Below are 21,098 nucleotides of genomic sequence, written 5' to 3' on the forward strand. Positions count from 1 at the left end.
AGGAGGTATTATCATGAAAGTAAGACCATCAGTAAAACCAATGTGCGAACATTGTAAAGTAATTCGTCGTAAAGGGCGCGTTATGGTGATTTGCCCAGCAAATCCAAAACACAAACAACGTCAAGGATAATCGGAGGTGTAACAAAATATGGCTCGTATTGCAGGAGTAGATATTCCTCGTGATAAACGAGTAGTCGTTTCACTTACTTATATCTATGGTATTGGTAACACGACTGCTCAAAAGATTTTAGCAAACGCTGGCGTTTCTGAAGAAGTTCGCGTTCGTGATTTAACGAATGAACAAACAGACGCGATCCGTGCGGAAGTAGATAGATTAAAAGTTGAAGGTGACCTTCGTCGTGAAGTCAACCTGAACATCAAACGTTTGATGGAAATCGGTTCTTACCGTGGCATCCGTCATCGTCGTGGCTTGCCTGTTCGCGGACAAAACACAAAGAACAATGCACGTACTCGTAAAGGCCCGTCTAAAACAGTGGCAGGCAAGAAAAAATAATTCCTAAGTGAAGGAGGTTAAAACTTCATGGCAGCAAAAAAAGTGAGTCGTAAACGCCGTGTGAAAAAGAATATTGAAGCGGGTATCGCGCATATCCATTCAACATTCAACAATACAATCGTAATGATCACTGATACTCATGGGAATGCTTTATCATGGTCATCAGCTGGTGCATTAGGTTTCAAAGGAAGCAAAAAATCAACACCTTTTGCCGCTCAAATGGCAGCAGAAACTGCAACAAAAGTAGCAATGGAACACGGATTGAGAACTGTTGAAGTAACAGTTAAAGGACCTGGTTCCGGACGTGAAGCAGCAATTCGTTCCTTACAAGCAACAGGTTTAGAAGTGACTGCAATTCGTGACGTGACTCCAGTTCCTCATAATGGATGCCGCCCTCCAAAACGCCGTCGTGTTTAATGAGTGCTGCTCATTTTGAGTTTTACAATTACGTCATTGAACAAGACACTTTTCGTTTTGAAAGGGGTAAAAGATAAGAATGATTGAATTCGAAAAACCAAGAATCGTAAAAATTGATGAAGAAAAAGATTATGGCAAGTTCATCGTCGAACCTCTTGAAAGAGGCTACGGGACTACTTTAGGGAATTCCCTACGTCGTATTTTGTTATCTTCTTTACCTGGTGCAGCGATCACTAGTATTCAAATCGATGGTGTGTTACACGAATTCTCAACCATTAAAGGTGTGCGAGAAGATGTTGCTCAAATTATCTTGAATATTAAAGGTCTTGCATTAAAGATGTACACGCAAGAAGAAAAAACCCTTGAAATCGATATTACCGGTCCAGCCAATGTAACAGCTGGCGACATTATTGTTGACAGCGATGTAGAAATCTTGAATAAAGATATGTACATCTGCAATGTTTCTGAAGGTGCGACATTCCATGCTCGTTTAACTGTAAAACCTGGCCGTGGATATGTTCAAGCGGATGAAAACAAAAAAGAAGACATGCCGATCGGTGTTCTTCCAGTTGATTCAATCTATACGCCTGTTCGCCGTGTTAACTACCAAGTAGAAAACACTCGTGTCGGTCGTCGAGATGATTTCGATAAACTAACAATGGAAATTTGGACAGATGGTTCCATTTTGCCATTGGAAGCAATGAGTTTAGCTGCGAAAATCATGACTGAACATTTGGATATTTTTGTGAATCTGACGGATGAAGCGAAAAACGCGGAAATCATGATTGAAAAAGAAGAAACACAAAAAGAAAAAATGTTGGAAATGACAATCGAAGAATTAGACTTATCTGTTCGTTCATACAACTGTCTAAAACGTGCAGGTATCAATACTGTACAAGAATTGACAAACAAATCTGAACCAGAAATGATCAAAGTACGTAACTTGGGCCGTAAATCACTTGAAGAAGTGAAGGCAAAATTACATGATCTTGGTTTGGGCTTACGCAAAGACGATTAAGATTGTTTACGAAGGATGCTAGTTTGCCCTTTTCAAAGGATAAACTGTATACGGAGTGAAAACGAAGGAGGGAAACCCACGTGAGTTACCGTAAATTAGGACGTACATCTAGCCAACGTAAAGCGATGTTGCGTGATTTAACAACTGATTTAATCATTAACGAGCGTATCGTGACGACTGAAGCACGTGCGAAAGAAGTTCGTTCAACTACTGAAAAAATGATCACTTTAGGAAAACGCGGAGATCTACATGCACGTCGTCAAGCTGCAGCTTTCGTTCGTAACGAAGTAGCAAGTGTTCGTGAAGAAAACGAAGAAGTTGTCGTTGAATCAGCTTTACAAAAGTTGTTCAGTGATATCGCACCTCGTTATGCAGATCGCCAAGGTGGCTACACTCGTATCTTGAAAACAGAACCAAGACGCGGAGATGCTGCACCAATGGTTATCCTAGAACTTGTTTAAAATCACACTTTTCATCACTTTATAGATGTTCTTTTAAGAGTGTTATGATGTTGGAGGGCAACTTCCGAGTCTAGCTCAGCGCTGCATCCCGATTCTTTCGGGGTGCAAGCACTCATCATAAAGTGCTTTTTTTTTACCCTCGATCAACTGTCTTGACAGTTGATGGCGCGTAAAAGAAAAACAAAGGATAAGAATGATTGAAATCTCTAAGTTTTTTTGATAGATTTAGTAAGAATGAAAACAGAGATAGGGAGCAAACATGAAGCCAATTATTGAATTAAACAATATCAAGTTCAGCTATGATCCAGATGAACCGCAACCGGCTTTAAATGACATTTCTTTTTCGATTGAGAAAGGGGAATGGGTGGCGATCGTTGGTCATAATGGTTCGGGGAAATCCACCTTGGCTAAGACCATCAATGGATTGATTTTACCTCAAGAAGGAACCGTTTCTGTCGGTGAGCTGGCATTAAATGAAGAAAACGTTTGGAATATCCGCAAAATGGTGGGCATGGTCTTTCAGAATCCTGACAATCAGTTTGTCGGATCAACAGTGGAAGATGATGTTGCCTTTGGTATGGAGAATCAGGGCGTCCCCCGGGAAGATATGCTGGTTCGGGTACAAGAGGCATTAGAACAGGTAAGAATGTCGGAATTCAAGAAACGGGAACCTGCCCGTCTTTCTGGTGGACAAAAACAACGGGTAGCAATTGCCGGTATCGTTGCATTGCGTCCGGATATCATTATTTTGGATGAGGCCACCAGCATGCTGGACCCGGAAGGCCGGGAAGAAGTATTGGCTACTATCAAAAAAATCAAGGAACAAAATAATTTGACTGTTTTATCCATCACTCACGATATTGATGAAGCTGCCAATGCCAATCGTGTCTTGGTTATGCGTCAGGGACAATTAGTGGATGAAGGAACACCGGAGAAGATTTTTTCTGCGGGACCGAAATTGATCGAACTGGGCTTGGATTTGCCTTTTCCTGAAAAATTAAAGGCGGCATTGAAAGCACGGGGCATTACGGTGCCAACCGAGTACTTGACTGAAGAAAGGATGGTGGACTGGTTATGGACATCCGTTTTGAAAAAGTAGATTTTACTTATCAGCCCCACACACCTTTTGAACAGCGGGCATTGTTTGCGATTGATTTAGCTATCAAAGAAGGAACCTATACGGCGATTGTTGGCCATACCGGCAGTGGCAAGTCTACCTTACTGCAACATTTGAATGCTTTGTTAAAGCCCACAGGTGGAACAGTGACGATTGGTGAACGCACCATTACACCGGAAACCGATAATAAAAATTTGAAACCCATTCGAAAAAAAGTCGGGATTGTTTTTCAATTTCCTGAAGCACAGTTGTTTGAAGAAACAGTGGCTAAAGACATTGCCTTTGGACCAAAGAATTTTGGTGTACCGGAAGAAAAAGCGATGGCTTTAGCGAAGGAATATTTGAATTTGGTGGGATTAGATGACCAGTATTTGAATCGTTCCCCTTTTGATCTATCTGGGGGACAAATGCGACGGGTGGCGATTGCCGGTGTTTTGGCAATGGAACCGGAAGTTCTCGTTTTAGACGAACCAACAGCCGGCTTGGACCCTAAAGGCCGCAAGGATATGATGGAAATGTTTGATCGTCTTCATCGAGACAAAAAAATGACCATTATTTTGGTAACTCATCTAATGGATGATGTCGCTGAATATGCAGATTTCATGTACATTCTGGAAAAAGGCCACCTGGTTAAAAGCGGAACACCGCAAGCGGTCTTTCAAGAAGTCGAGTGGGCAAATGAGAAAAAAATCGGTGTGCCAACTGCAACATCCTTTGCTTTAGAGTTAGCGAAAAAGGGCTTTTCCTTTGAGCAGTTGCCAATAACCGCTGATGAATTGGCAAATCAAATCGTGGCGCAAGGAGGAATTGCCCATGATGAATAAATTGATTTTTGGTCGTTATATTCCTGGGGACTCCATTATTCACAATCTGGATCCGCGGGTAAAATTACTTGCCAGTTTCTATTTTATTGGTATTATCTTTTTAGCAAATAATTGGCAAAGCTATTTGTTTTTAGGTATCTTTACTTTGGGCAGTATTCTTTTGTCTGGGGTTTCGCTGAAGTTCTTTATCCGTGGCGTCAAGCCGCTGATTTGGCTGATTTTATTTACCGTTGCATTGCAGGTCCTGTTTACTACCGGTGGGGCGGTTTATTGGCAATGGGGAATTTTTAATATCACGGAGTTTGGCGTGATGAATGGGATTTTCATTTTTTGCCGTTTTATTTTGATTATTTTCATGTCTACCTTACTGACACTGACCACTGCTCCTTTAGAATTATCCGATGCAATCGAATATATTTTGCGACCGTTAAAAGCGGTTCGATTTCCGGTTCATGAAGTTTCCTTGATGCTGTCAATTGCGTTGCGTTTCGTTCCTACGTTAATGGATGAGACGGAAAAAATCATGAACGCACAACGAGCTCGCGGGGTCGATTTTGGGGAAGGCAGTTTGATCCAAAAAATGAAGGCAGTGGTTCCTTTGCTGATTCCGCTGTTTGTCAGCAGTTTTAATCGGGCGGAGGATCTGGCTACCGCCATGGAAGCTCGCGGCTATACTGGCGGCGAAGGACGGACCAAATACCGCAAGCTGGCTTGGCATACCCGTGATACATGGGTCGTAGTGATTTTTGCGGCAGTTACAGCAATCTTGATTTTTTTAAAGAGCTGATTTTGTGAGGCAGAAACAAGCAGCGATGCAGCGTTTCTGCTTCTTTTTGTTTTAGTAAAAAAAGGAAATGGGGAATTTCAGTGGTGCGTTACAAAGCAATCATTGCTTACGATGGAACAAATTTTAATGGCTTTCAACGACAGGAAACTGGGCGGACAGTCCAAGGAGAATTAGAAAAAACAATACAAAAAATGGCGAATGGGCAATTTATCGAAGTTCATGGTTCAGGAAGAACGGATGCAAGAGTCCATGCAGTGGGACAGGTCATCCATTTTGATTATCCCCAAGAACGTCCGTTAGAAAGAATGCGTTTTGCCTTGGATACCCAATCGCCGGAGGATATTGCGGTCAAATCGGTGGAAATCGTGGATGACACGTTTCACGCCCGCTATCTTGTACAGGAAAAAACCTATCAATTTCGATTGAATATTGGCAAACCTCGTAGTCCATTTTTGCGGCACTATGCCAGCTACTATCCTTATCCTTTAGATTTAGAAAAAATAAGGCGGGCATTGACAGATTTTTTGGGTACTCACGATTTTACATCGTTTTGCGCCAGCGGCAGTTCAGTGGAGGACAAGGTGCGAACGATTTATGAAGCGACGGTGGAACAGGTAGCAGATGATGAGTTGGTGTTTACTTTTCGTGGAAACGGGTTTTTGTATAAAATGATTCGGATCATGATGGGTACGTTGCTGAAAATCGGCAATGGTCGGATGCCGGCCGACAGTATTCCAGCAATTATTGAAGCGAAAAACCGTGATTTGGCAGGACCCACTGCTCATCCAGAAGGGCTCTACTTAATGAAAGTTAGCTATGAAACAAAAGCCTAAAAAATACCGAACAAGTCAGAGGGCTTGTTCGGTATTTTTTTATCTTTTTTGTTTGCGGTAGAAATAATCAAATAGGAAGAAGAGAAGAAGACAGCTGAAGAAGAGCAGTACCCCCGGTAAAAATCCTTGTGGCAAATAGGACAAGCGAATGGTGTGTTTGCCTTTTGGAAGCGTCAAACTGACAAAAGCATCTTGAAAGGCGGAGACAGGGACTTTTTTGCCGTCTACGGTTGCCTGCCAGCCCTTTTCGTATGGAATCGTCGTAACGAGCAGTTGTTCTTCTTTCGTCGTTACCTGCCCCTCTGCGGAGCGTTTGCCGACATTTAGATTCACACCTTGTTCCTTGATCTGATCCATAGCGGATTGATAGGCTTTGGTGTTCAAAGTGACCACTTGTGGATTTTGGAAGCCGACTTTTTGCGTGCCATAGAAGCTGGCGGTAAATTCAATTTCAGTTGCTTGTTCGTAATACCCAAGGTCGTAATATTGCCCCGTAATGTTGATTTGAGACTTTCGTTGTTCTCCGTTGACAGTAATCGTGGCTGTCGAGCTTTCCAATTGTGCAAAATCTTGCGGATACAAACTAAGGTATGCCTGAGAATGAGCGGGAACGGCGACTTTCCATGTTACTTCCTTGGCGAGATTGCCTTTTTCTTCGGTAAAAATCGTGTACATTCCGTCATAGGTGACCGTTGTGTTATCCGTTTCTGAAATCGTCAGCGGCCAAAATTGAAAATAAGTCTGTTGCAGATCAGCTAAACCGTTGATTAGATTGGTTTGACTGGTCAAATTGTCATTTGACGGTTGAGGAACCTTTGCGGCGTCCGGATTCGCTAGAAAAGCCAGAGGCAGTGCATTTTCGTTTTCGTACAATTGATAATCCTTCGAGCGGGCGGTTTCTGTAAAGCCGTATTTATTAATCGGTGTTTTGCTGAGATTGTATTTGATTCCTAAAAAACTGTCCATCAACAACGTATTGTTGGGGTAGCGGATGTTTAGATTGGTTCCCCGTGAACGAAAGCCCAACTGATCCAAGTAGCTGGAAGAATGGCGGTTGCGGATGGAAGAAAACATGCTGACACCGCTGTACCCATAATTAAAGCTGTCATTGGAAGAAACCGGATCAAGATTTTCCACTCGAGAAAAATCCGCAGATTTGGTTTTTTGAACCAATTCATCGATGGCAGGATAAGGTTCGGTATACAAACTGCGGGAGGCATAATTCCAATCGTTCAAAATTCCCCGCACCATGCCATTGGTGTTCACGATGGCTTCAAAACTTACTACAAGCAGAATTAACACTACGAATAAATGCTTAGGATAGCTTCGTAGTCGGTACAAACCAAAGGCCAATAAGTAGAGCAATAGGAAAAAAATGCTGACGGCAAAGGAAGAAAATTTGATATATTCATAACTACCAGCAGGACGAATTCCAAAGGCCAAGCAAAACAACGCCATTTGAATCAGAATGACTCCCAGTAGTTTGCCGTTGGATTTTTGATCCACTCGTTCCCACCCGTAACCTGCCAACATGATAACCAGAAAAGAAAACAGGTAGGCATAGCGGAATAAAAACATATTTGGAGCGTGCATACCGTGCCAAAATAAATTCAGAGGTACCAGATAAAAACTAGCAGTCAATAGGGCAAAAAAGCCGGCATACAGCAGTTTTTGTTTCAAGGGTGCTTTAGAGACAAAGTAAAAAAGACAAAGGACCAACGGCAGCAAACCCACATAAATAAAGGGAATCGAACCGTATTTGGTGGTGTCGTAAACGCCCACGAGATTTTTTAGGACAAGATCGAGAAAATCAGTTGCTTCGGTTTTTAGGGTGGTGATTTTACTTAATTCTTCCCCGTTTGCCCGCAGATCTAAAATTGCTGGCAAAATGATAATCATGGAGGCGCCGCCTGACAGCAAAGCCGTTAGCCCATAAGGAACAATCACTTTTTTTGTTTGTCGCCAATTGTCCAATAAGCGGACCAAAAAATACAGTGCCGAAAAAATAGCAATCATAAAACCCATATAAAAGCTGGAGAGAAACAATAGCAGATAGCTGAAAAACAGCAGCTTCGGTTTGTGCTGTTGGATTAAGCGGTCGATACCCATGATAATAAGAGGTAAATACACGAAAGCATCCAGCCACATAATGATTTCAGAATGAGCGGTGATAAAAGACATCAGGGCATAAGAAACGGCAAGAGTCACGTGCTGCCATTTTTCGATGTGAAAAGTTTGTCGAGCATAAAACCAAAAAGCCAGTCCGGCACTGCCGATTTTCAGTAGGGTCAAAAAATATAGGGCATCTGGCATCAATTGATTGGGAAACAGCAGGACAAGGGGCGTGAAAAGGCCGCCTAGGTAATAAGAAACCAAAGAAAGGTAATTCAATCCTAAAGAAGCATTCCACGTGTAAAGGAAGCTTTGTTTCCCCAGTAATGCATTGCGAAAGCTCGCATGGAAATTGGAAAATTGGGAAAAGGCATCACTGGCTAAAATACTGCGGCTGCTGCCGGGGAAAATTCCAATCGTCAAATAGATGAAGGCCATAATACCCAGTGGGATAAAAAAGCTAGCCAGCATATATCGGGCGTGTTGTTTGCAAAATTGTTTGATTGTCAAAAACATAAGTCCACCAAATTTCTTTCATAATGATTTTTATTTTACCATAGTTCCAAAAACAATGAAAAAAGAAGAAGGAAGTCTTTGATTAAAAAATAACCGAAGTTTTTAATGTTTTATTTCACATCGTTATTTTTAGTTTTTAATTTATTTGGTAAAATATAAACAATATCAGATAAATTGTCGTTATGGTATTGACACCTTGTTATCAATAATGTAGTTTTTTATTAGATGTAAAAGAACATATTTCCTCGCTTTTGTTGAAGCGGCACATAGAAAATTTAAGAAAAAAACAAGGCGATCCTTTTCAAAGAGGCCGCCTTGTTTTGATTTTTGAGAAAACAAAAAACCGCTCGATGAACGAACGGTTTGAGTAGTTGTGTGATTAAACGCGCTCAACTTTTCCTGATTTCAAAGCACGAGCTGACACCCAAACTTTTTTAGGTTTTCCGTCAATAAGAACACGTACTTTTTGTAAATTAGGTTTTACGGTACGCTTTGTTGAGTTCATTGCGTGAGAGCGGTTGTTTCCACTTGTTGTTTTACGACCTGTAAAGTAGCAAACCTTTGCCATGTGACTATTTCCTCCTTTGCCTTGATCTTGGAGCGCTTATTTGGCTCATACTAAACGAATTTACCATAAACGCAGTAATTTTGCAAGCTTATTTTCTGTGAAACATTGACTTTTTCCTGCAAACCATGTAAATTATACAACGTTGTGAAAGGGTGCGCCTGTTTTTGTTTCTGTAGATCCTTCTTTTATTTAAGGGTCAGCTATGATAAACTATTGTAGTAGAAAATAGGCAAAATTGCCTGTTAAGGAGGCTTATCATGGCTGTAAAAATTAAAACGGCATCAGGAACTATCGAAATTACAAATGAAGTGATCGCAACTGTCGTCGGCGGTGCAGCAACCGATGTATTTGGTATCGTAGGGATGGCAAGCAAAAATCAAATCAAAGATAACATCAATGAGATTTTAAGAAAAGAAAATTATTCACGGGGCGTCGTTGTACGTCAAGAAGAAAACGGCATTGCGGTGGATGTTTACACAATCGTAAGCTATGGGACAAAAATTTCGGAAGTTTCGCGAAATGTCCAAGAAAAAGTCAAATATAATCTTGAAACAATGCTGGGCGTTGCCGCCAATTCAGTAAATGTGTTTGTTCAAGGTGTACGTGTACTGCCTGATTAGGCAGCGATGCTGTGTAACTACAGCGATTCGAAGGAGGATTATCAGTGAAAGTAACGAATATCAGCGCGAGTCAATTTCAAGAAATGGTCCAGGCTGGTGCCAATCGTCTGCAAGCAAATGCGGAGTATGTCAACTCGTTGAATGTATTCCCGGTTCCTGATGGGGACACTGGAACGAATATGAATTTATCGATGACCAGCGGTGCCAAAGCGGTCGCAGATTCCGCTTCTGAAAAAGTCGGCGATTTAGCGACGGTTTTATCTAAAGGACTATTGATGGGGGCGCGAGGAAATTCCGGTGTTATCCTGTCGCAATTGTTTCGCGGATTTTCAAAACAAATCCCTGACGTCACGACATTAAACCCACAAGAATTAGCGCAAGCCTTTAGTCATGGCGTAGAAACTGCCTATAAAGCTGTCATGAAGCCGGTTGAGGGAACGATTTTAACGGTTGCCCGAGTGGCGGCGGAATACGGTGAACGCAAAGCCAGCGAAAGTGATGATTGTATCGAAGTGATGACGGCGGTTTTACGCGGAGGCAAACGCGCCTTGGCAAAAACGCCGGATTTATTGCCGGTCTTAAAAGAAGTCGGCGTAGTAGACAGCGGCGGTCAAGGACTGATTTATATTTATGAAGGCTTTTTGGCTGCTTTGACAGGAGAGTATCAAGCAGATGAAACATTTGAACCTTCCCCAGCTGCCATGGATGAAATGGTAAATGCCGAGCATCACCGCAGCGTCCAAGGACAATTAGCAACAGAAGACATCAAATTCGGTTATTGTACCGAAATCATGGTAAATATCGGTGAAGGACCAACTGTCGACAGTACTTTTGATTATGAAACTTTCCGTAATTATCTAAATGAAATCGGCGATTCTTTGCTTGTCGTCAACGATGATGAAATCATCAAAGTCCACGTGCATACAGAGCATCCCGGCGAAGTGATGAATTACGGGCAAAAATTTGGTTCATTAGTCAAAGTCAAAGTCGATAATATGCGTTTACAACACGAAACGATTTTGGAACATGACGAACAGGTTCAAGAATTTGCAGAAGCACCTCGGGTTCCTTATGGAATCATCGCAATCGCAGCCGGTGAAGGCGTGAGCGAATTGTTCAAGAGCCTGGGCGCTAATTATATTATCAGCGGCGGTCAAACGATGAACCCAAGTACGGAAGATATTTTAACTGCGATTAATAAAGTCAATGCAGAACAGGTTATCATTTTACCGAATAATAAAAATATCTTTATGGCAGCAGATCAGGCGGCAGAAGTCGCAGAGGTCCCTGTTGCGGTAATTCCAAGTCGGACGATTCCACAAGGGATGACGGCAATGCTGTCCTTTAATGACCAAGCAACACTGGAAGAAAACAAAACTACGATGAGCGATGCCTTGGCAAATGTTGTCAGTGGCTCCGTTACCCATGCGATTCGTAACACCGCCATCGATGGAGTGACGATCACAGAAGGAGACTTTTTGGGAATGATCGACGGTAAGATCGTCGTTTCTGATCCAGATCAGTCAACGACTGCTTTGACCACTTTGAATCAAATGATTTCAGATGAAACCGAAATCGTTACGATTATTTTTGGTGATGATGCTACACAAGACGATGCCGAAAAATTAGGCGCCGCATTACAAGAAGCACATGAAGAATTGGAAGTTGAGATCCATCCGGGAAATCAACCTGTATATCCTTATCTTTTTGCCGCAGAATAAGACGGATCAGCAGTTTTTTACATGATTCTGACAGGATGAGCCATAACTTCACTTATAAGTTATGGACCATCCTGTTTTTTTGCAAAGAGAGAAATCATCGGGAAGGAGGAGTTGGATGGTAACGACCGCAGTTCAGTTTTTAAAGGGAGTCGGAGAAAAAAGAGCACAGGATTTGGCGGAACTGGGAATTTTGACCGTCGAGGATTTAATGAGCTATTACCCGTTTCGGTATGAAGACATTCAAGAACGGGACTTGCAGGAGATTCAAGATCAGGAAAAGGTGACCATCAAAGGTGTTGTCGTTTCTCCGCCAGTACTCAACCGTTTCGGCTATAAAAAATCCCGCCTGCAGTTTCGGATGATGCAGGATCATGGCGTGTTCAATGTTTCTTTTTTCAATCAGCCGTATTTGAAGGACAAAGCGATTATGGGAGAAGAGCTGGCTGTTTATGGCAAATGGGATGCCAAACGCCAAGCGTTGACAGGAATGAAAATTCTTGGCAGTCAAAGTCAGGGAGATTTTGCGCCGATTTATCACGTGAATAAGAAAATCAAACAACGAACTTTGATCGAATTGATTCGTCAGGCTTTTACACAATTTGGTGAGGAAATCGAAGAAAACCTACCTTTGTCTTTGCGGGAAAAATATCGCTTGATCGATCGAAAACAGGCGATGTTTGCGATGCATTTTCCGGAAAATCCTGAAGAAAACCATCAGGCTAAACGACGAGTGATCTTTGAGGAATTCTTTTTATTTCAATTGAAGGTTCAAGGGTTGAAACAAAAGGAAAAAGCAGAGGTCAATGGAATCGCCATTCAATACGACGTGCAACGATTAAAGCAATTTACCCAGAAACTGCCTTTTGAATTGACCAATGCCCAAAAACGAGTCACCAATGAAATTTGCAGTGACTTGCGCAGTCCAAGACACATGCAGCGCTTGTTGCAAGGGGATGTCGGCAGCGGCAAAACCGTGGTCGCCGCCATTGCTCTTTACGCGACGGTAACGGCTGGATTTCAAGGTGCATTGATGGTGCCAACTGAAATTTTGGCGCAGCAGCATATGGAAAGTTTGAATCAACTTTTTGATCCGCTAGAAATTCGTACAGCCTTGCTGACAGGTTCCACTAAAGCAAAGGAGCGGCGGGTGATTTTGGAACAATTGGCAAATGGGGAGATTGATATTATTGTTGGGACCCACGCGTTGATCCAAGAAGGGGTCAATTTTGCCTACCTCGGTTTAGTCATCACGGACGAACAGCACCGTTTTGGCGTTAACCAACGGCGGGTTTTGCGGGAAAAAGGGCTGCATCCTGATGTGTTGTTTATGACAGCGACGCCGATTCCCCGAACGTTGGCAATCACAGCATATGGAGAAATGGACGTTTCGATCATCGATGAATTGCCGGCAGGGCGAGTTCCCATCGAGACTCGCTGGATTCGTCCGCCGCAATTGGATTCGGTTTTAGAATGGAGTTTTCGCGAATTGCAGCAGGGGCATCAAATGTATGTGATCTGTCCGCTGATTGAAGAATCTGAATCCTTGGACGTCAAAAATGCTGTGGAAATCTATGAACGCTTGCAGGCGTATTTTGCCCCGGACTATCAGGTGGATTTGCTTCATGGAAAAATGAAAAACCAAGAAAAAGAAACCATCATGGAAACCTTCAAAAACAACGACACGCAGATTTTGGTTTCTACAACCGTGATTGAGGTCGGTGTCAATGTACCGAATGCGACCGTCATGCTGATTATGGATGCGGATCGCTTTGGTTTGGCCCAACTGCACCAATTACGGGGCCGGGTGGGACGTGGGGCGCAGGCTTCTTATTGCATTTTGGTCGCTGATCCAAAAAACGAGATGGGTGTCGAACGAATGAAAATCATGACAGAAACCAACAACGGCTTTTTATTGAGTGAAAAAGATCTGGAGTTGCGAGGCCCCGGAGAAGTATTCGGCTTTCGACAATCCGGCTTGCCTCAATTTATGGCAGGAGATATCGTGGCGGATGCAACGATTTTGGAAGTTGCCCGACAAGAAGCCCAAGAAATTTGGAAAAAGCAGAATTGGCAGGTCTTACCAGACTATGCACCACTGGCAGATTACCTCGAAAAGCAAGCGGCAGAAAACCAGTTTTTCGACTAAAAAAATATGCTATACTAAAAAAGAATGAAAAAAAATCGCCGCTTTTTTGCTTTTTGTTGCTCAGAAAATCGGCAGAGAAAAAATAAAACTTAACCTAAGAATGCGGGGAACGATACCTATGATGAGAATTGCGGTTGATGCGATGGGCGGCGACAATGCCCCCAAAGCAATCGTTGAAGGGGTCATGCTGGCGAAAAAAGAATTTCCAGACATCCACTTTCAACTTTATGGAAAAGAAAGCGAAATAACAAAATACGTGACAGATCACGCCAATGTGACGATCATCCATACCGATGAAAAAATCAACAGTGATGATGAACCAGTAAAAGCAATCCGCAGAAAGAAAAATGCTTCGATGGTTTTGGCAGCACAAGCAGTGAAACAAGGAGAAGCGGATGCCGTGTTTTCTGCCGGCAACACAGGCGCGCTATTAGCAGCAGGGCTGTTTATCGTCGGACGAATCAAAGGCGTGGAACGCCCCGGCTTGATGTCGACACTGCCGGTGATGGGCAAAGAGACCGGCTTTGATATGCTGGATCTGGGTGCCAATGCAGAAAACAAAGCGGAACATTTACTGCAATACGGTATTTTAGGTTCCTTCTATGCGAAAAATGTTCGGGGAATCCAAGAGCCGAGAGTGGGTTTGTTGAACAATGGGACGGAAGAAACCAAAGGCAGTGAGCTGACGAAAGCCGCCTTTGACTTGTTGAAAAACGAACCAAGCATCCATTTTATCGGCAATGTAGAAGCACGGGAATTATTGACCGGCGCAGCCGATGTTGTGGTGACGGATGGATTTACCGGCAATGCCGTGTTGAAATCCATCGAAGGAACAGCGCTGAATTTAATGGCATTATTAAAAGAATCGATTTTATCTGCCGGCGTTAAAGGAAAATTAGGTGCCGTTTTATTGAAAGATTCACTACGGGGACTAAAAAATGAACTGGATTATTCCAAACATGGCGGTGCCGTTTTGTTTGGCTTAAAAGCACCGGTCATCAAGACCCACGGAGCTACCGGACCAGAAGCGGTCGCCTATACAATCCACCAAATTCACACCATGTTGGAAACGGATGTTGTGAATCAATTGGTTGAATTTTATGAAAAAAATGACGAAAAATGAATGTTTATTCGAAACTAGTCTGACATTTTTGTAATGAAACTGCAAAAAAGTCTAGACAAACGCAACAGAAAGACGTAAAATCTGTATTAGCTAACTTTTCAACTTTGGTCAAAAGCGTGGAGGTGAATGCAATTGACACGTGATGAAGTATTTAAGAAAGTAGCCGTCGTGATCGCCAATCATTTTGAGGTCGACGCGGATAAAGTTACCGATGAAATGAGTATTAAAGATGACTTGAACGCGGATTCCATTAGTGTAATGGAGTTTGTATTAGAATTAGAAGATGAGTTTGGTACCGAAATCTCTGATGAGGATGCTGAACAAATCCAAACTGTTGGCGGAGCAGTTGACTACATTGCAAGCCATTTAGCCTAAGTATTTCGCCTAATTAGAACGCTCTGATTAGGCGCGTTTTTTTTTACCCGCAAATCATGTGTGGAAATATAGTGAAAGTATTCTGAAAATTCTGCTTTTTAAATAATAAAACTTGCAATATACCGTTTCATTCTATATAATTATTAAGAAAATATTACACAATGTTAAGAAACCAATGGGCAAAAAACGGACAGCTTTTTTTGAATCATTTTTCAGTAAAAAACTTCATCCGAAGCAGAGAGGGGTATTCGATTGTCAGGAGATAATCAATTGCTAGAAGTTCAAAACCTACATACAGGCTTTCGTATTAAAGATGAGTATTATGATGCAGTAGACGGTGTTTCGTTTACATTAGACCGCAATGAGATTTTAGCGATCGTAGGCGAATCCGGTTGTGGCAAAAGTACATTGGCTACAACCATCATGGGGCTCCATGATCCGAACAACACCAAAATCACCGGCGAAATTTTGTACAAAGATTTGAACTTATCAAACTTAAATGAGACACTTTATAATAAAATTCGCGGAAATGATATTGGAATGATTTTCCAAGATCCATTGTCTGCCTTAAACCCATTGATGCGAATTGAAGACCAAATCAAGGAAGGGTTGTCTTACCATACCGACATGAATGCTGAGCAGCGTCAAGCACGGGCATTAGAATTGTTGGGTCAAGTAGGAATCCCAAATCCGGCTCGTGTGGGTCGTCAATACCCCCATGAATTATCTGGCGGGATGCGGCAACGGGTAATCATCGCCATTGCCATCGCCTGCAAACCACCTATCATCATCGCAGACGAACCAACGACGGCACTAGACGTAACCATTCAAGCACAAATTTTGGATTTGCTAAAAGATTTGCAGGAAGAAACCCAATCAGGAATTATTCTGATCACCCATGACTTAGGGGTCGTGGCTGAGATGGCAGATCGGGTGGCGGTAATGTACGCTGGACAATTTGTTGAAGTGGCAACAGCAGAAGAATTATTTGCTAATCCGCAACATCCTTACACTCGTTCATTGTTGAACTCGATTCCACAGGATGACTCAGAAAATGATGAATTGCACGTTATCGAAGGTGTAGTACCTTCATTGAAAAATATGCTTCGTACCGGGTGCCGTTTTGCTCCTCGAATTTCTTGGATTCCGGAAAGTGCCCATGAAGAAAATCCAACCCTTCATGAAGTGGCGCCTAATCATTTAGTACGTTGCACGTGCTATCAGCATTTCCATTTTAGAGACGAAGGAGAAGTGTAAATGTCAGAATTAATTACAATCAAAGATCTGAAAATCCACTATCCGATTCGTAGCGGTTTCTTCAATCGAGTAACCGATTATGTGTATGCTGTGGACGGCGTGGACTTCGTGATTGAAAAAGGAAAAACATATGGTTTAGTTGGCGAATCTGGTTCAGGAAAATCGACTACCGGAAAAGCCATCGTCGGGTTAGAAAAAGTAACCAGCGGCGAAATCATTTTTGACGGACAAGATGTAACCAAACGGGCGAATCGCCGGAAAATGAACTACAACAAAGATGTACAGATGATTTTCCAAGATTCTATGTCCAGTTTGAATCCTAAAAAACGGGTTATCGATATCATTGCCGAACCATTACGCAACTTTGAACGCTTGAGCGATCAAGAAGAAAAGAAACGGGTTCGGGAATTGTTGGACATCGTTGGGATGCCCGGGGATGCGTTGTACAAGTATCCTCATGAATTTTCCGGCGGACAACGACAACGGTTAGGAGTTGCTCGAGCAGTAGCTTCCAATCCGAAATTGATCGTAGCTGACGAACCGGTTTCTGCTTTGGACTTATCCGTTCAAGCACAGGTTTTGAACTTTATGAAACGAATCCAACAAGAATACGGCTTGAGCTATTTGTTCATTTCCCATGACTTGGGTGTTGTCAAACACATGTGTGACAATATCGCTATCATGTATAAAGGCCGCTTCGTTGAAATCGGCAGTCGGGAAGATATTTATAATGACCCGCGCCACATTTATACCAAACGCCTACTATCTGCTATTCCACAAATCGATGTACCAAACCGGGAAGCCCATAAAGATGAACGCCGCCGGGTAGAGGAAGAATACATTCGACGTCAAAAGGAATATTATGACAATACGGGACGTGTCTATGATTTGCGAAAATTGACCGGCACACACCAAGTTGCATTAAAAGATGGGGGGGCAAAATAATATGTGGAAAACAATTCTGCGTCGTTTATTATTGATGATCCCTCAAGTAATTATTTTGAGTATTTTGATTTTTGTTTTGGCAAAAATGATGCCTGGGGATCCGTTTACTGGGTTGATCAATCCAAACCAAGACCCTGCAGTTATTGCACAATTACGGGAAACTGCTGGTTTGAATGATCCATGGTACACCCAATATTTCCGTTGGATTGGTAATGCACTGCAAGGAGACTTCGGTCGCAGCTTTATCTACAAATTGCCAGTAGCTTCTTTATTAGCCGGTCGGATCGTAAATACATTATGGTTGTCACTTTTGACAGTCATCATTACTTACTTGATTGCTGTACCGCTGGGAATGTTAGCTGGTCGTTACCAAAATTCTTGGTTGGATAAAGTCGTAGTGGTTTACAACTTTTTCAGTTTCGCTGTACCATTGTTTATCTTCGCTTTGATTATGCTTTTTGTTTTTGGGTATCGTCTAGGTTGGTTCCCAACCAGCGGCTCTGTGAATGCTGGTTTGACTGGCATGGCGGCCTTTTGGAATAAGGCGTATCATTTGGTCTTACCTTCCTTAACACAAGCTTTCTTAGGAACCGCGGTCACGATCCAATACCTGCGAAGCGAAGTCATCGATTCGAAATCGTTGGATTTTGTACGGACAGCGCGATCAAAAGGGGTACCAACAAAGAAAGTCTTTTCTCGACACATTTTTAGAAATGCGTCCTTACCGATTGCTTCCCAAATGGGGTATGAAATTACTTCCCTAATTGCTGGATCAGTCGTTATTGAACAAATCTTTGCTTATCCTGGTGTTGGTAAATTATTTATCGATAGTATCTCTCAACGGGATTACGCCGTTATCACCTCCTTGGTGCTGATTTTAGGGATCGCAACACTGATCGGTACACTATTATCAGATATCATCATGAGTATCGTCGATCCACGGATCAGAATTCAATAGGGAGGGAGAAAGAAAATGGCTGAAAAAAAAGAAGAAGCATTGAAGCAAGAAAGTATCCCACCTATGGGATTTCAAATGATCGTTCGTGAATTTTTAAAAGATAGATTAGCGATTTTCTCGCTGATTTTACTGATCGCCGTATTGCTTTTCGTTTTTATTGCGGCAATTATTATTGATCAAGACAAGGTTATGTATGTCAGTATTTTAGATAAATACGCTCCTCCTGGTTCAGTATCTATGGATGGCGTAAAATTCTTCTTAGGTGCTGATGAAGGTGGTCGGGATGTCTGGGGTCAATTGATCATCGGGGCAAGAAATTCGATTTTGATTGGTTTTGCCATCACAATCATTACTTCGATTATCGGTGTTGGCCTGGGAATTATTTCTGGCTACTATGGTGGGATGATTGACAATATTTTGATGCGAATCGTAGATTTTGTCATGATTCTACCAATTATGTTGATTATTATCGTTTTTGTAACGATTATTCCTCGATACAATGTCTGGTCCTTTATTTGGATCATGAGTGCCTTTTATTGGGTAGGAAAAGCCCGGCTCTTCCGCAGTAAAACCTTATCGGAAGGTCGTCGAGATTATGTTTCTGCATCAAAAACGATGGGAACAGGGGATCTTAAAATCATGTTCCGGGAAATCATGCCGAATTTGAGCTCATTGATCATTACCAACTTGACCATGAACTTTGCGGCGAATATCGGAATTGAAACGACCCTGACCTTCTTGGGCTTCGGGTTACCGACCAATGTGCCAAGTTTGGGAACATTGATCAGCTTCGCCAGCAACGGGGACGTACTGGTGAATAAACAATGGATCTGGTTGCCAGCATCGATACTGATTTTGGTACTGATGTTGAGCATTAATTACGTTGGACAAGCATTCAAGCGCTCTGCGGATGCCCGTCAACGACTAGGTTAATAGATTAGAGGAGGATATAGGATGAAGAAAAAGATTTTTGGAGTAATCGCTTTAGCATCTGTTGCTTTACTGGCAGCATGTGGCGGCGGTAACGGGGGAACAGATTCGTCAGGTGGAAATTCAGCGACGGAAACAGAGGATGCAAGCAAATTACCTCTAAAAGTATCAAATGACAAAAAAGCAATCGACGGCGGAACATTGGATGTAGCGGTAGTTATGGATACGCAATTCCAAGGTTTGTTCCAACAAGAATTCTATCAAGATAACTATGATTATCAATTTATGCAAGCAAGTGTTGAATCATTATTTGTAACAGATAATGATTTCAAAATCGTTGACGGCGGTGCCGCAAACTTGAAACTTGATCAAGACAACAATACAGCAACGATTACTTTGCGTGACAATTTGAAATGGTCAGATGGCGAAGATGTGACAGCAGATGACGTGATTTTCTCTTATGAAGTAATTGGAGACAAAGACTATACCGGTATCCGTTACGATGCCAACTTTACGAATATCGTAGGGATGGAAGATTACCACGCTGGGAAAGCTGACACAATTTCCGGTATTAAAAAAGACGACGACAAAACAGTAACGATCACTTATAAAGAAGTGCATCCAGGTATGATGCAAGCCGGTGGTGGTGTTTGGAGTAACGCGTTACCAAAACACAGCTTTGAAGGTATTGCAGTCAAAGACATGGAATCAAGTGATGCTGTTCGTAAGAACCCAGTTACTTTTGGCCCTTACTACATGAAGAACATTGTAAAAGGCGAATCAGTTGAATTTGCGCCAAATGAATATTACTATGGCGAAAAACCAAAACTTTCAAAAATGGTCTTTAAATCTGTTCCATCTGCATCAATTGTAGAAGCGTTGAAATCAAAACAATACGATATCGCACTTTCTATGCCAACAGATGCTTATGCAACGTATAAAGACGTGGAAGGCTACGAAATCTTAGGTCGTCCAGAACAATCTTATACTTACCTTGGTTTCAAATTAGGTAAATGGAATGCTGACGAAAACAAAGTTGAATACGATGAAAACTCAAAAATGGCTGACAAATCTCTACGCCAAGCAATGGGTTATGCCATCGACAACGATGCTGTGGGTAACAAGTTCTACAACGGTTTGCGTAGCAATGCGACAACCCTAATCCCACCAGTATTTGGTACTTTGCATGATACAAAAGTAAAAGGCTATACACAAGATGTGGACAAAGCAAACAAATTATTGGATGATGCTGGCTACAAAGATACTGATGACGATGGAATCCGTGAAAACAAAGATGGCGAAAAATTAACTATCAACTTCGCTTCTATGTCCGGTGGTGAAACCGCACAACCATTAGCAGATTACTATGTACAACAATGGAAAGCAATCGGTTTAGATGTTGAATATACGACTGGCCGTTTGATCGACTTCCAAGCATTCTACGACAAATTAGAAAATGATGATCCTGAAATTGATGTGTACCAAGGTGCTTGGGGTACAGGAGCTGATCCTTCACCAACCGGATTATATGGTCCTAACTCAGCCTTCAACTACACTCGTTTCGAATCAGAAGAAAACACAAAATTATTGCAAGCAATCGATTCAAAAGCTTCCTTTGATGATGACAAACGTAAAGAAGCTTTCGATGCATGGCAAGAATACGCTTCTGATGAAGCCTTCGTTATTCCAACGCTTTACCGTAATGAAGTATTACCTATCTCAGAACGTGTAACTGGTTGGGATTGGGCATACGACATCGACTACAATGTTTGGGCAACAGTTGGTGTTACTTCAGAAGATCGTTAATTTTGATTTTTTTGAAAAATAAGAAATAAGGGCTCTTTGTCAAATAGTGT

At 42.2% G+C, this 21,098-nt stretch carries 21 protein-coding genes; 19 read left to right on the forward strand and 2 right to left on the reverse strand.

The features are described 5' to 3' along the window. The first annotated feature begins 13 nt into the window (after nt 1-13). The 9 genes from rpmJ (at nt 14) to truA (ending at nt 5,971) form a co-directional block, all read left to right on the forward strand. Nucleotides 14-130: a 50S ribosomal protein L36 gene (gene rpmJ, locus BAU16_RS09265; RefSeq protein ID WP_002288710.1), complete on the forward strand. Its 117-nt coding sequence runs from the start codon at nt 14-16 to the stop codon at nt 128-130. Between the two features lie 18 nt (nt 131-148). Next, complete coding sequence (gene rpsM / locus BAU16_RS09270; protein WP_048603330.1) at nt 149-514, forward strand: 30S ribosomal protein S13; 366 nt, start codon at nt 149-151, stop codon at nt 512-514. Nucleotides 515-541: 27 nt separating this feature from the next. After that, entirely contained in the window at nt 542-931 is a 390-nt protein-coding gene (rpsK, locus tag BAU16_RS09275; protein ID WP_048603331.1) for a 30S ribosomal protein S11, read from the forward strand. A 79-nt stretch (nt 932-1,010) separates the two neighbouring features. Next, entirely contained in the window at nt 1,011-1,949 is a 939-nt protein-coding gene (locus tag BAU16_RS09280) for a DNA-directed RNA polymerase subunit alpha (RefSeq protein ID WP_048603332.1), read from the forward strand. Nucleotides 1,950-2,029: 80 nt separating this feature from the next. Further along, nucleotides 2,030-2,410 (forward strand): 50S ribosomal protein L17, encoded by a 381-nt coding sequence (gene rplQ, locus BAU16_RS09285; protein WP_048603333.1) that lies wholly within the window; start codon nt 2,030-2,032, stop codon nt 2,408-2,410. 259 nt (nt 2,411-2,669) lie between these two features. Further along, on the forward strand, nt 2,670-3,509 hold the full coding sequence (locus tag BAU16_RS09290; protein ID WP_161526994.1) for an energy-coupling factor ABC transporter ATP-binding protein: 840 nt from the start codon (nt 2,670-2,672) through the stop codon (nt 3,507-3,509). Beyond that, nucleotides 3,485-4,351: an energy-coupling factor ABC transporter ATP-binding protein gene (locus tag BAU16_RS09295; protein WP_161526995.1), complete on the forward strand. Its 867-nt coding sequence runs from the start codon at nt 3,485-3,487 to the stop codon at nt 4,349-4,351. Before BAU16_RS09290 ends, BAU16_RS09295 begins: the two co-directional genes overlap by 25 nt. Continuing rightward, nucleotides 4,341-5,138 (forward strand): energy-coupling factor transporter transmembrane component T family protein, encoded by a 798-nt coding sequence (locus tag BAU16_RS09300; RefSeq protein WP_048603336.1) that lies wholly within the window; start codon nt 4,341-4,343, stop codon nt 5,136-5,138. Before BAU16_RS09295 ends, BAU16_RS09300 begins: the two co-directional genes overlap by 11 nt. Before the next feature lie 80 nt (nt 5,139-5,218). Beyond that, nucleotides 5,219-5,971, forward strand: coding sequence for a tRNA pseudouridine(38-40) synthase TruA (gene truA, locus BAU16_RS09305; protein ID WP_048603337.1), 753 nt, complete (start codon nt 5,219-5,221; stop codon nt 5,969-5,971). 39 nt (nt 5,972-6,010) lie between these two features. Here truA and BAU16_RS09310 read toward each other — a convergent pair whose 3' ends face one another. Then, nucleotides 6,011-8,599 carry a YfhO family protein gene (locus BAU16_RS09310; RefSeq protein ID WP_161526996.1) on the reverse strand — a complete coding sequence of 863 codons (2,589 nt, stop codon included), beginning with the start codon at nt 8,597-8,599 and terminating at the stop codon, nt 6,011-6,013. A gap of 379 nt (nt 8,600-8,978) precedes the next feature. Further along, a complete protein-coding gene (gene rpmB / locus BAU16_RS09315) occupies nt 8,979-9,167 on the reverse strand; it encodes a 50S ribosomal protein L28 (RefSeq protein WP_048603339.1) in 189 nt (62 codons plus the stop codon). Between the two features lie 257 nt (nt 9,168-9,424). Between rpmB and BAU16_RS09320 the strand changes: the two genes are divergently transcribed. The 10 genes from BAU16_RS09320 to BAU16_RS09365 all read left to right on the forward strand — a co-directional run bounded on the left by BAU16_RS09320 (nt 9,425) and on the right by BAU16_RS09365 (nt 21,048). Continuing rightward, nucleotides 9,425-9,787, forward strand: coding sequence for an Asp23/Gls24 family envelope stress response protein (locus BAU16_RS09320; RefSeq protein WP_048603340.1), 363 nt, complete (start codon nt 9,425-9,427; stop codon nt 9,785-9,787). 44 nt (nt 9,788-9,831) lie between these two features. After that, nucleotides 9,832-11,508, forward strand: coding sequence for a DAK2 domain-containing protein (locus tag BAU16_RS09325; protein WP_048603341.1), 1,677 nt, complete (start codon nt 9,832-9,834; stop codon nt 11,506-11,508). 115 nt (nt 11,509-11,623) lie between these two features. Next, nucleotides 11,624-13,654 carry an ATP-dependent DNA helicase RecG gene (gene recG / locus BAU16_RS09330; protein ID WP_161526997.1) on the forward strand — a complete coding sequence of 677 codons (2,031 nt, stop codon included), beginning with the start codon at nt 11,624-11,626 and terminating at the stop codon, nt 13,652-13,654. Between the two features lie 121 nt (nt 13,655-13,775). Beyond that, nucleotides 13,776-14,777, forward strand: coding sequence for a phosphate acyltransferase PlsX (gene plsX, locus BAU16_RS09335; protein WP_048603398.1), 1,002 nt, complete (start codon nt 13,776-13,778; stop codon nt 14,775-14,777). Nucleotides 14,778-14,909: 132 nt separating this feature from the next. Continuing rightward, a complete protein-coding gene (gene acpP / locus BAU16_RS09340; RefSeq protein WP_048603399.1) occupies nt 14,910-15,152 on the forward strand; it encodes an acyl carrier protein in 243 nt (80 codons plus the stop codon). Between the two features lie 252 nt (nt 15,153-15,404). Continuing rightward, a complete protein-coding gene (locus tag BAU16_RS09345) occupies nt 15,405-16,409 on the forward strand; it encodes an ABC transporter ATP-binding protein (RefSeq protein WP_137604901.1) in 1,005 nt (334 codons plus the stop codon). Then, complete coding sequence (locus BAU16_RS09350) at nt 16,410-17,354, forward strand: ABC transporter ATP-binding protein (RefSeq protein WP_048603344.1); 945 nt, start codon at nt 16,410-16,412, stop codon at nt 17,352-17,354. It abuts the gene before it with no gap. A gap of 1 nt (nt 17,355) precedes the next feature. Then, nucleotides 17,356-18,312: an oligopeptide ABC transporter permease gene (gene opp4B / locus BAU16_RS09355; RefSeq protein ID WP_048603345.1), complete on the forward strand. Its 957-nt coding sequence runs from the start codon at nt 17,356-17,358 to the stop codon at nt 18,310-18,312. A gap of 15 nt (nt 18,313-18,327) precedes the next feature. Continuing rightward, entirely contained in the window at nt 18,328-19,245 is a 918-nt protein-coding gene (locus BAU16_RS09360; protein ID WP_137604900.1) for an ABC transporter permease, read from the forward strand. Between the two features lie 21 nt (nt 19,246-19,266). Beyond that, a complete protein-coding gene (locus BAU16_RS09365) occupies nt 19,267-21,048 on the forward strand; it encodes an oligopeptide ABC transporter substrate-binding protein (protein ID WP_048603347.1) in 1,782 nt (593 codons plus the stop codon). The last annotated feature ends 50 nt before the right edge of the window (nt 21,049-21,098 follow it).

This window comes from Enterococcus sp. JM9B (assembly GCF_009933265.1).
Taxonomy (GTDB): domain Bacteria; phylum Bacillota; class Bacilli; order Lactobacillales; family Enterococcaceae; genus Enterococcus_C; species Enterococcus_C songbeiensis.

What these genes read in the sequence shown, in the direction of transcription:
- BAU16_RS09295 (WP_161526995.1), top strand. Translation starts at nt 3,485, where the DNA reads ATGGACATCCGTTTTGAAAAAGTAGATTTTACTTATCAGCCCCACACA.
- BAU16_RS09280 (WP_048603332.1), top strand. Translation starts at nt 1,011, where the DNA reads ATGATTGAATTCGAAAAACCAAGAATCGTAAAAATTGATGAAGAAAAA.
- recG (WP_161526997.1), top strand. Translation starts at nt 11,624, where the DNA reads ATGGTAACGACCGCAGTTCAGTTTTTAAAGGGAGTCGGAGAAAAAAGA.
- BAU16_RS09350 (WP_048603344.1), top strand. Translation starts at nt 16,410, where the DNA reads ATGTCAGAATTAATTACAATCAAAGATCTGAAAATCCACTATCCGATT.
- BAU16_RS09365 (WP_048603347.1), top strand. Translation starts at nt 19,267, where the DNA reads ATGAAGAAAAAGATTTTTGGAGTAATCGCTTTAGCATCTGTTGCTTTA.
- rpmB (WP_048603339.1), bottom strand. Translation starts at nt 9,167, where the DNA reads ATGGCAAAGGTTTGCTACTTTACAGGTCGTAAAACAACAAGTGGAAAC.
- rpsM (WP_048603330.1), top strand. Translation starts at nt 149, where the DNA reads ATGGCTCGTATTGCAGGAGTAGATATTCCTCGTGATAAACGAGTAGTC.
- BAU16_RS09320 (WP_048603340.1), top strand. Translation starts at nt 9,425, where the DNA reads ATGGCTGTAAAAATTAAAACGGCATCAGGAACTATCGAAATTACAAAT.
- rpsK (WP_048603331.1), top strand. Translation starts at nt 542, where the DNA reads ATGGCAGCAAAAAAAGTGAGTCGTAAACGCCGTGTGAAAAAGAATATT.
- BAU16_RS09310 (WP_161526996.1), bottom strand. Translation starts at nt 8,599, where the DNA reads ATGTTTTTGACAATCAAACAATTTTGCAAACAACACGCCCGATATATG.
- BAU16_RS09360 (WP_137604900.1), top strand. Translation starts at nt 18,328, where the DNA reads ATGGCTGAAAAAAAAGAAGAAGCATTGAAGCAAGAAAGTATCCCACCT.
- BAU16_RS09290 (WP_161526994.1), top strand. Translation starts at nt 2,670, where the DNA reads ATGAAGCCAATTATTGAATTAAACAATATCAAGTTCAGCTATGATCCA.
- rpmJ (WP_002288710.1), top strand. Translation starts at nt 14, where the DNA reads ATGAAAGTAAGACCATCAGTAAAACCAATGTGCGAACATTGTAAAGTA.
- opp4B (WP_048603345.1), top strand. Translation starts at nt 17,356, where the DNA reads ATGTGGAAAACAATTCTGCGTCGTTTATTATTGATGATCCCTCAAGTA.
- plsX (WP_048603398.1), top strand. Translation starts at nt 13,776, where the DNA reads ATGAGAATTGCGGTTGATGCGATGGGCGGCGACAATGCCCCCAAAGCA.
- BAU16_RS09300 (WP_048603336.1), top strand. Translation starts at nt 4,341, where the DNA reads ATGATGAATAAATTGATTTTTGGTCGTTATATTCCTGGGGACTCCATT.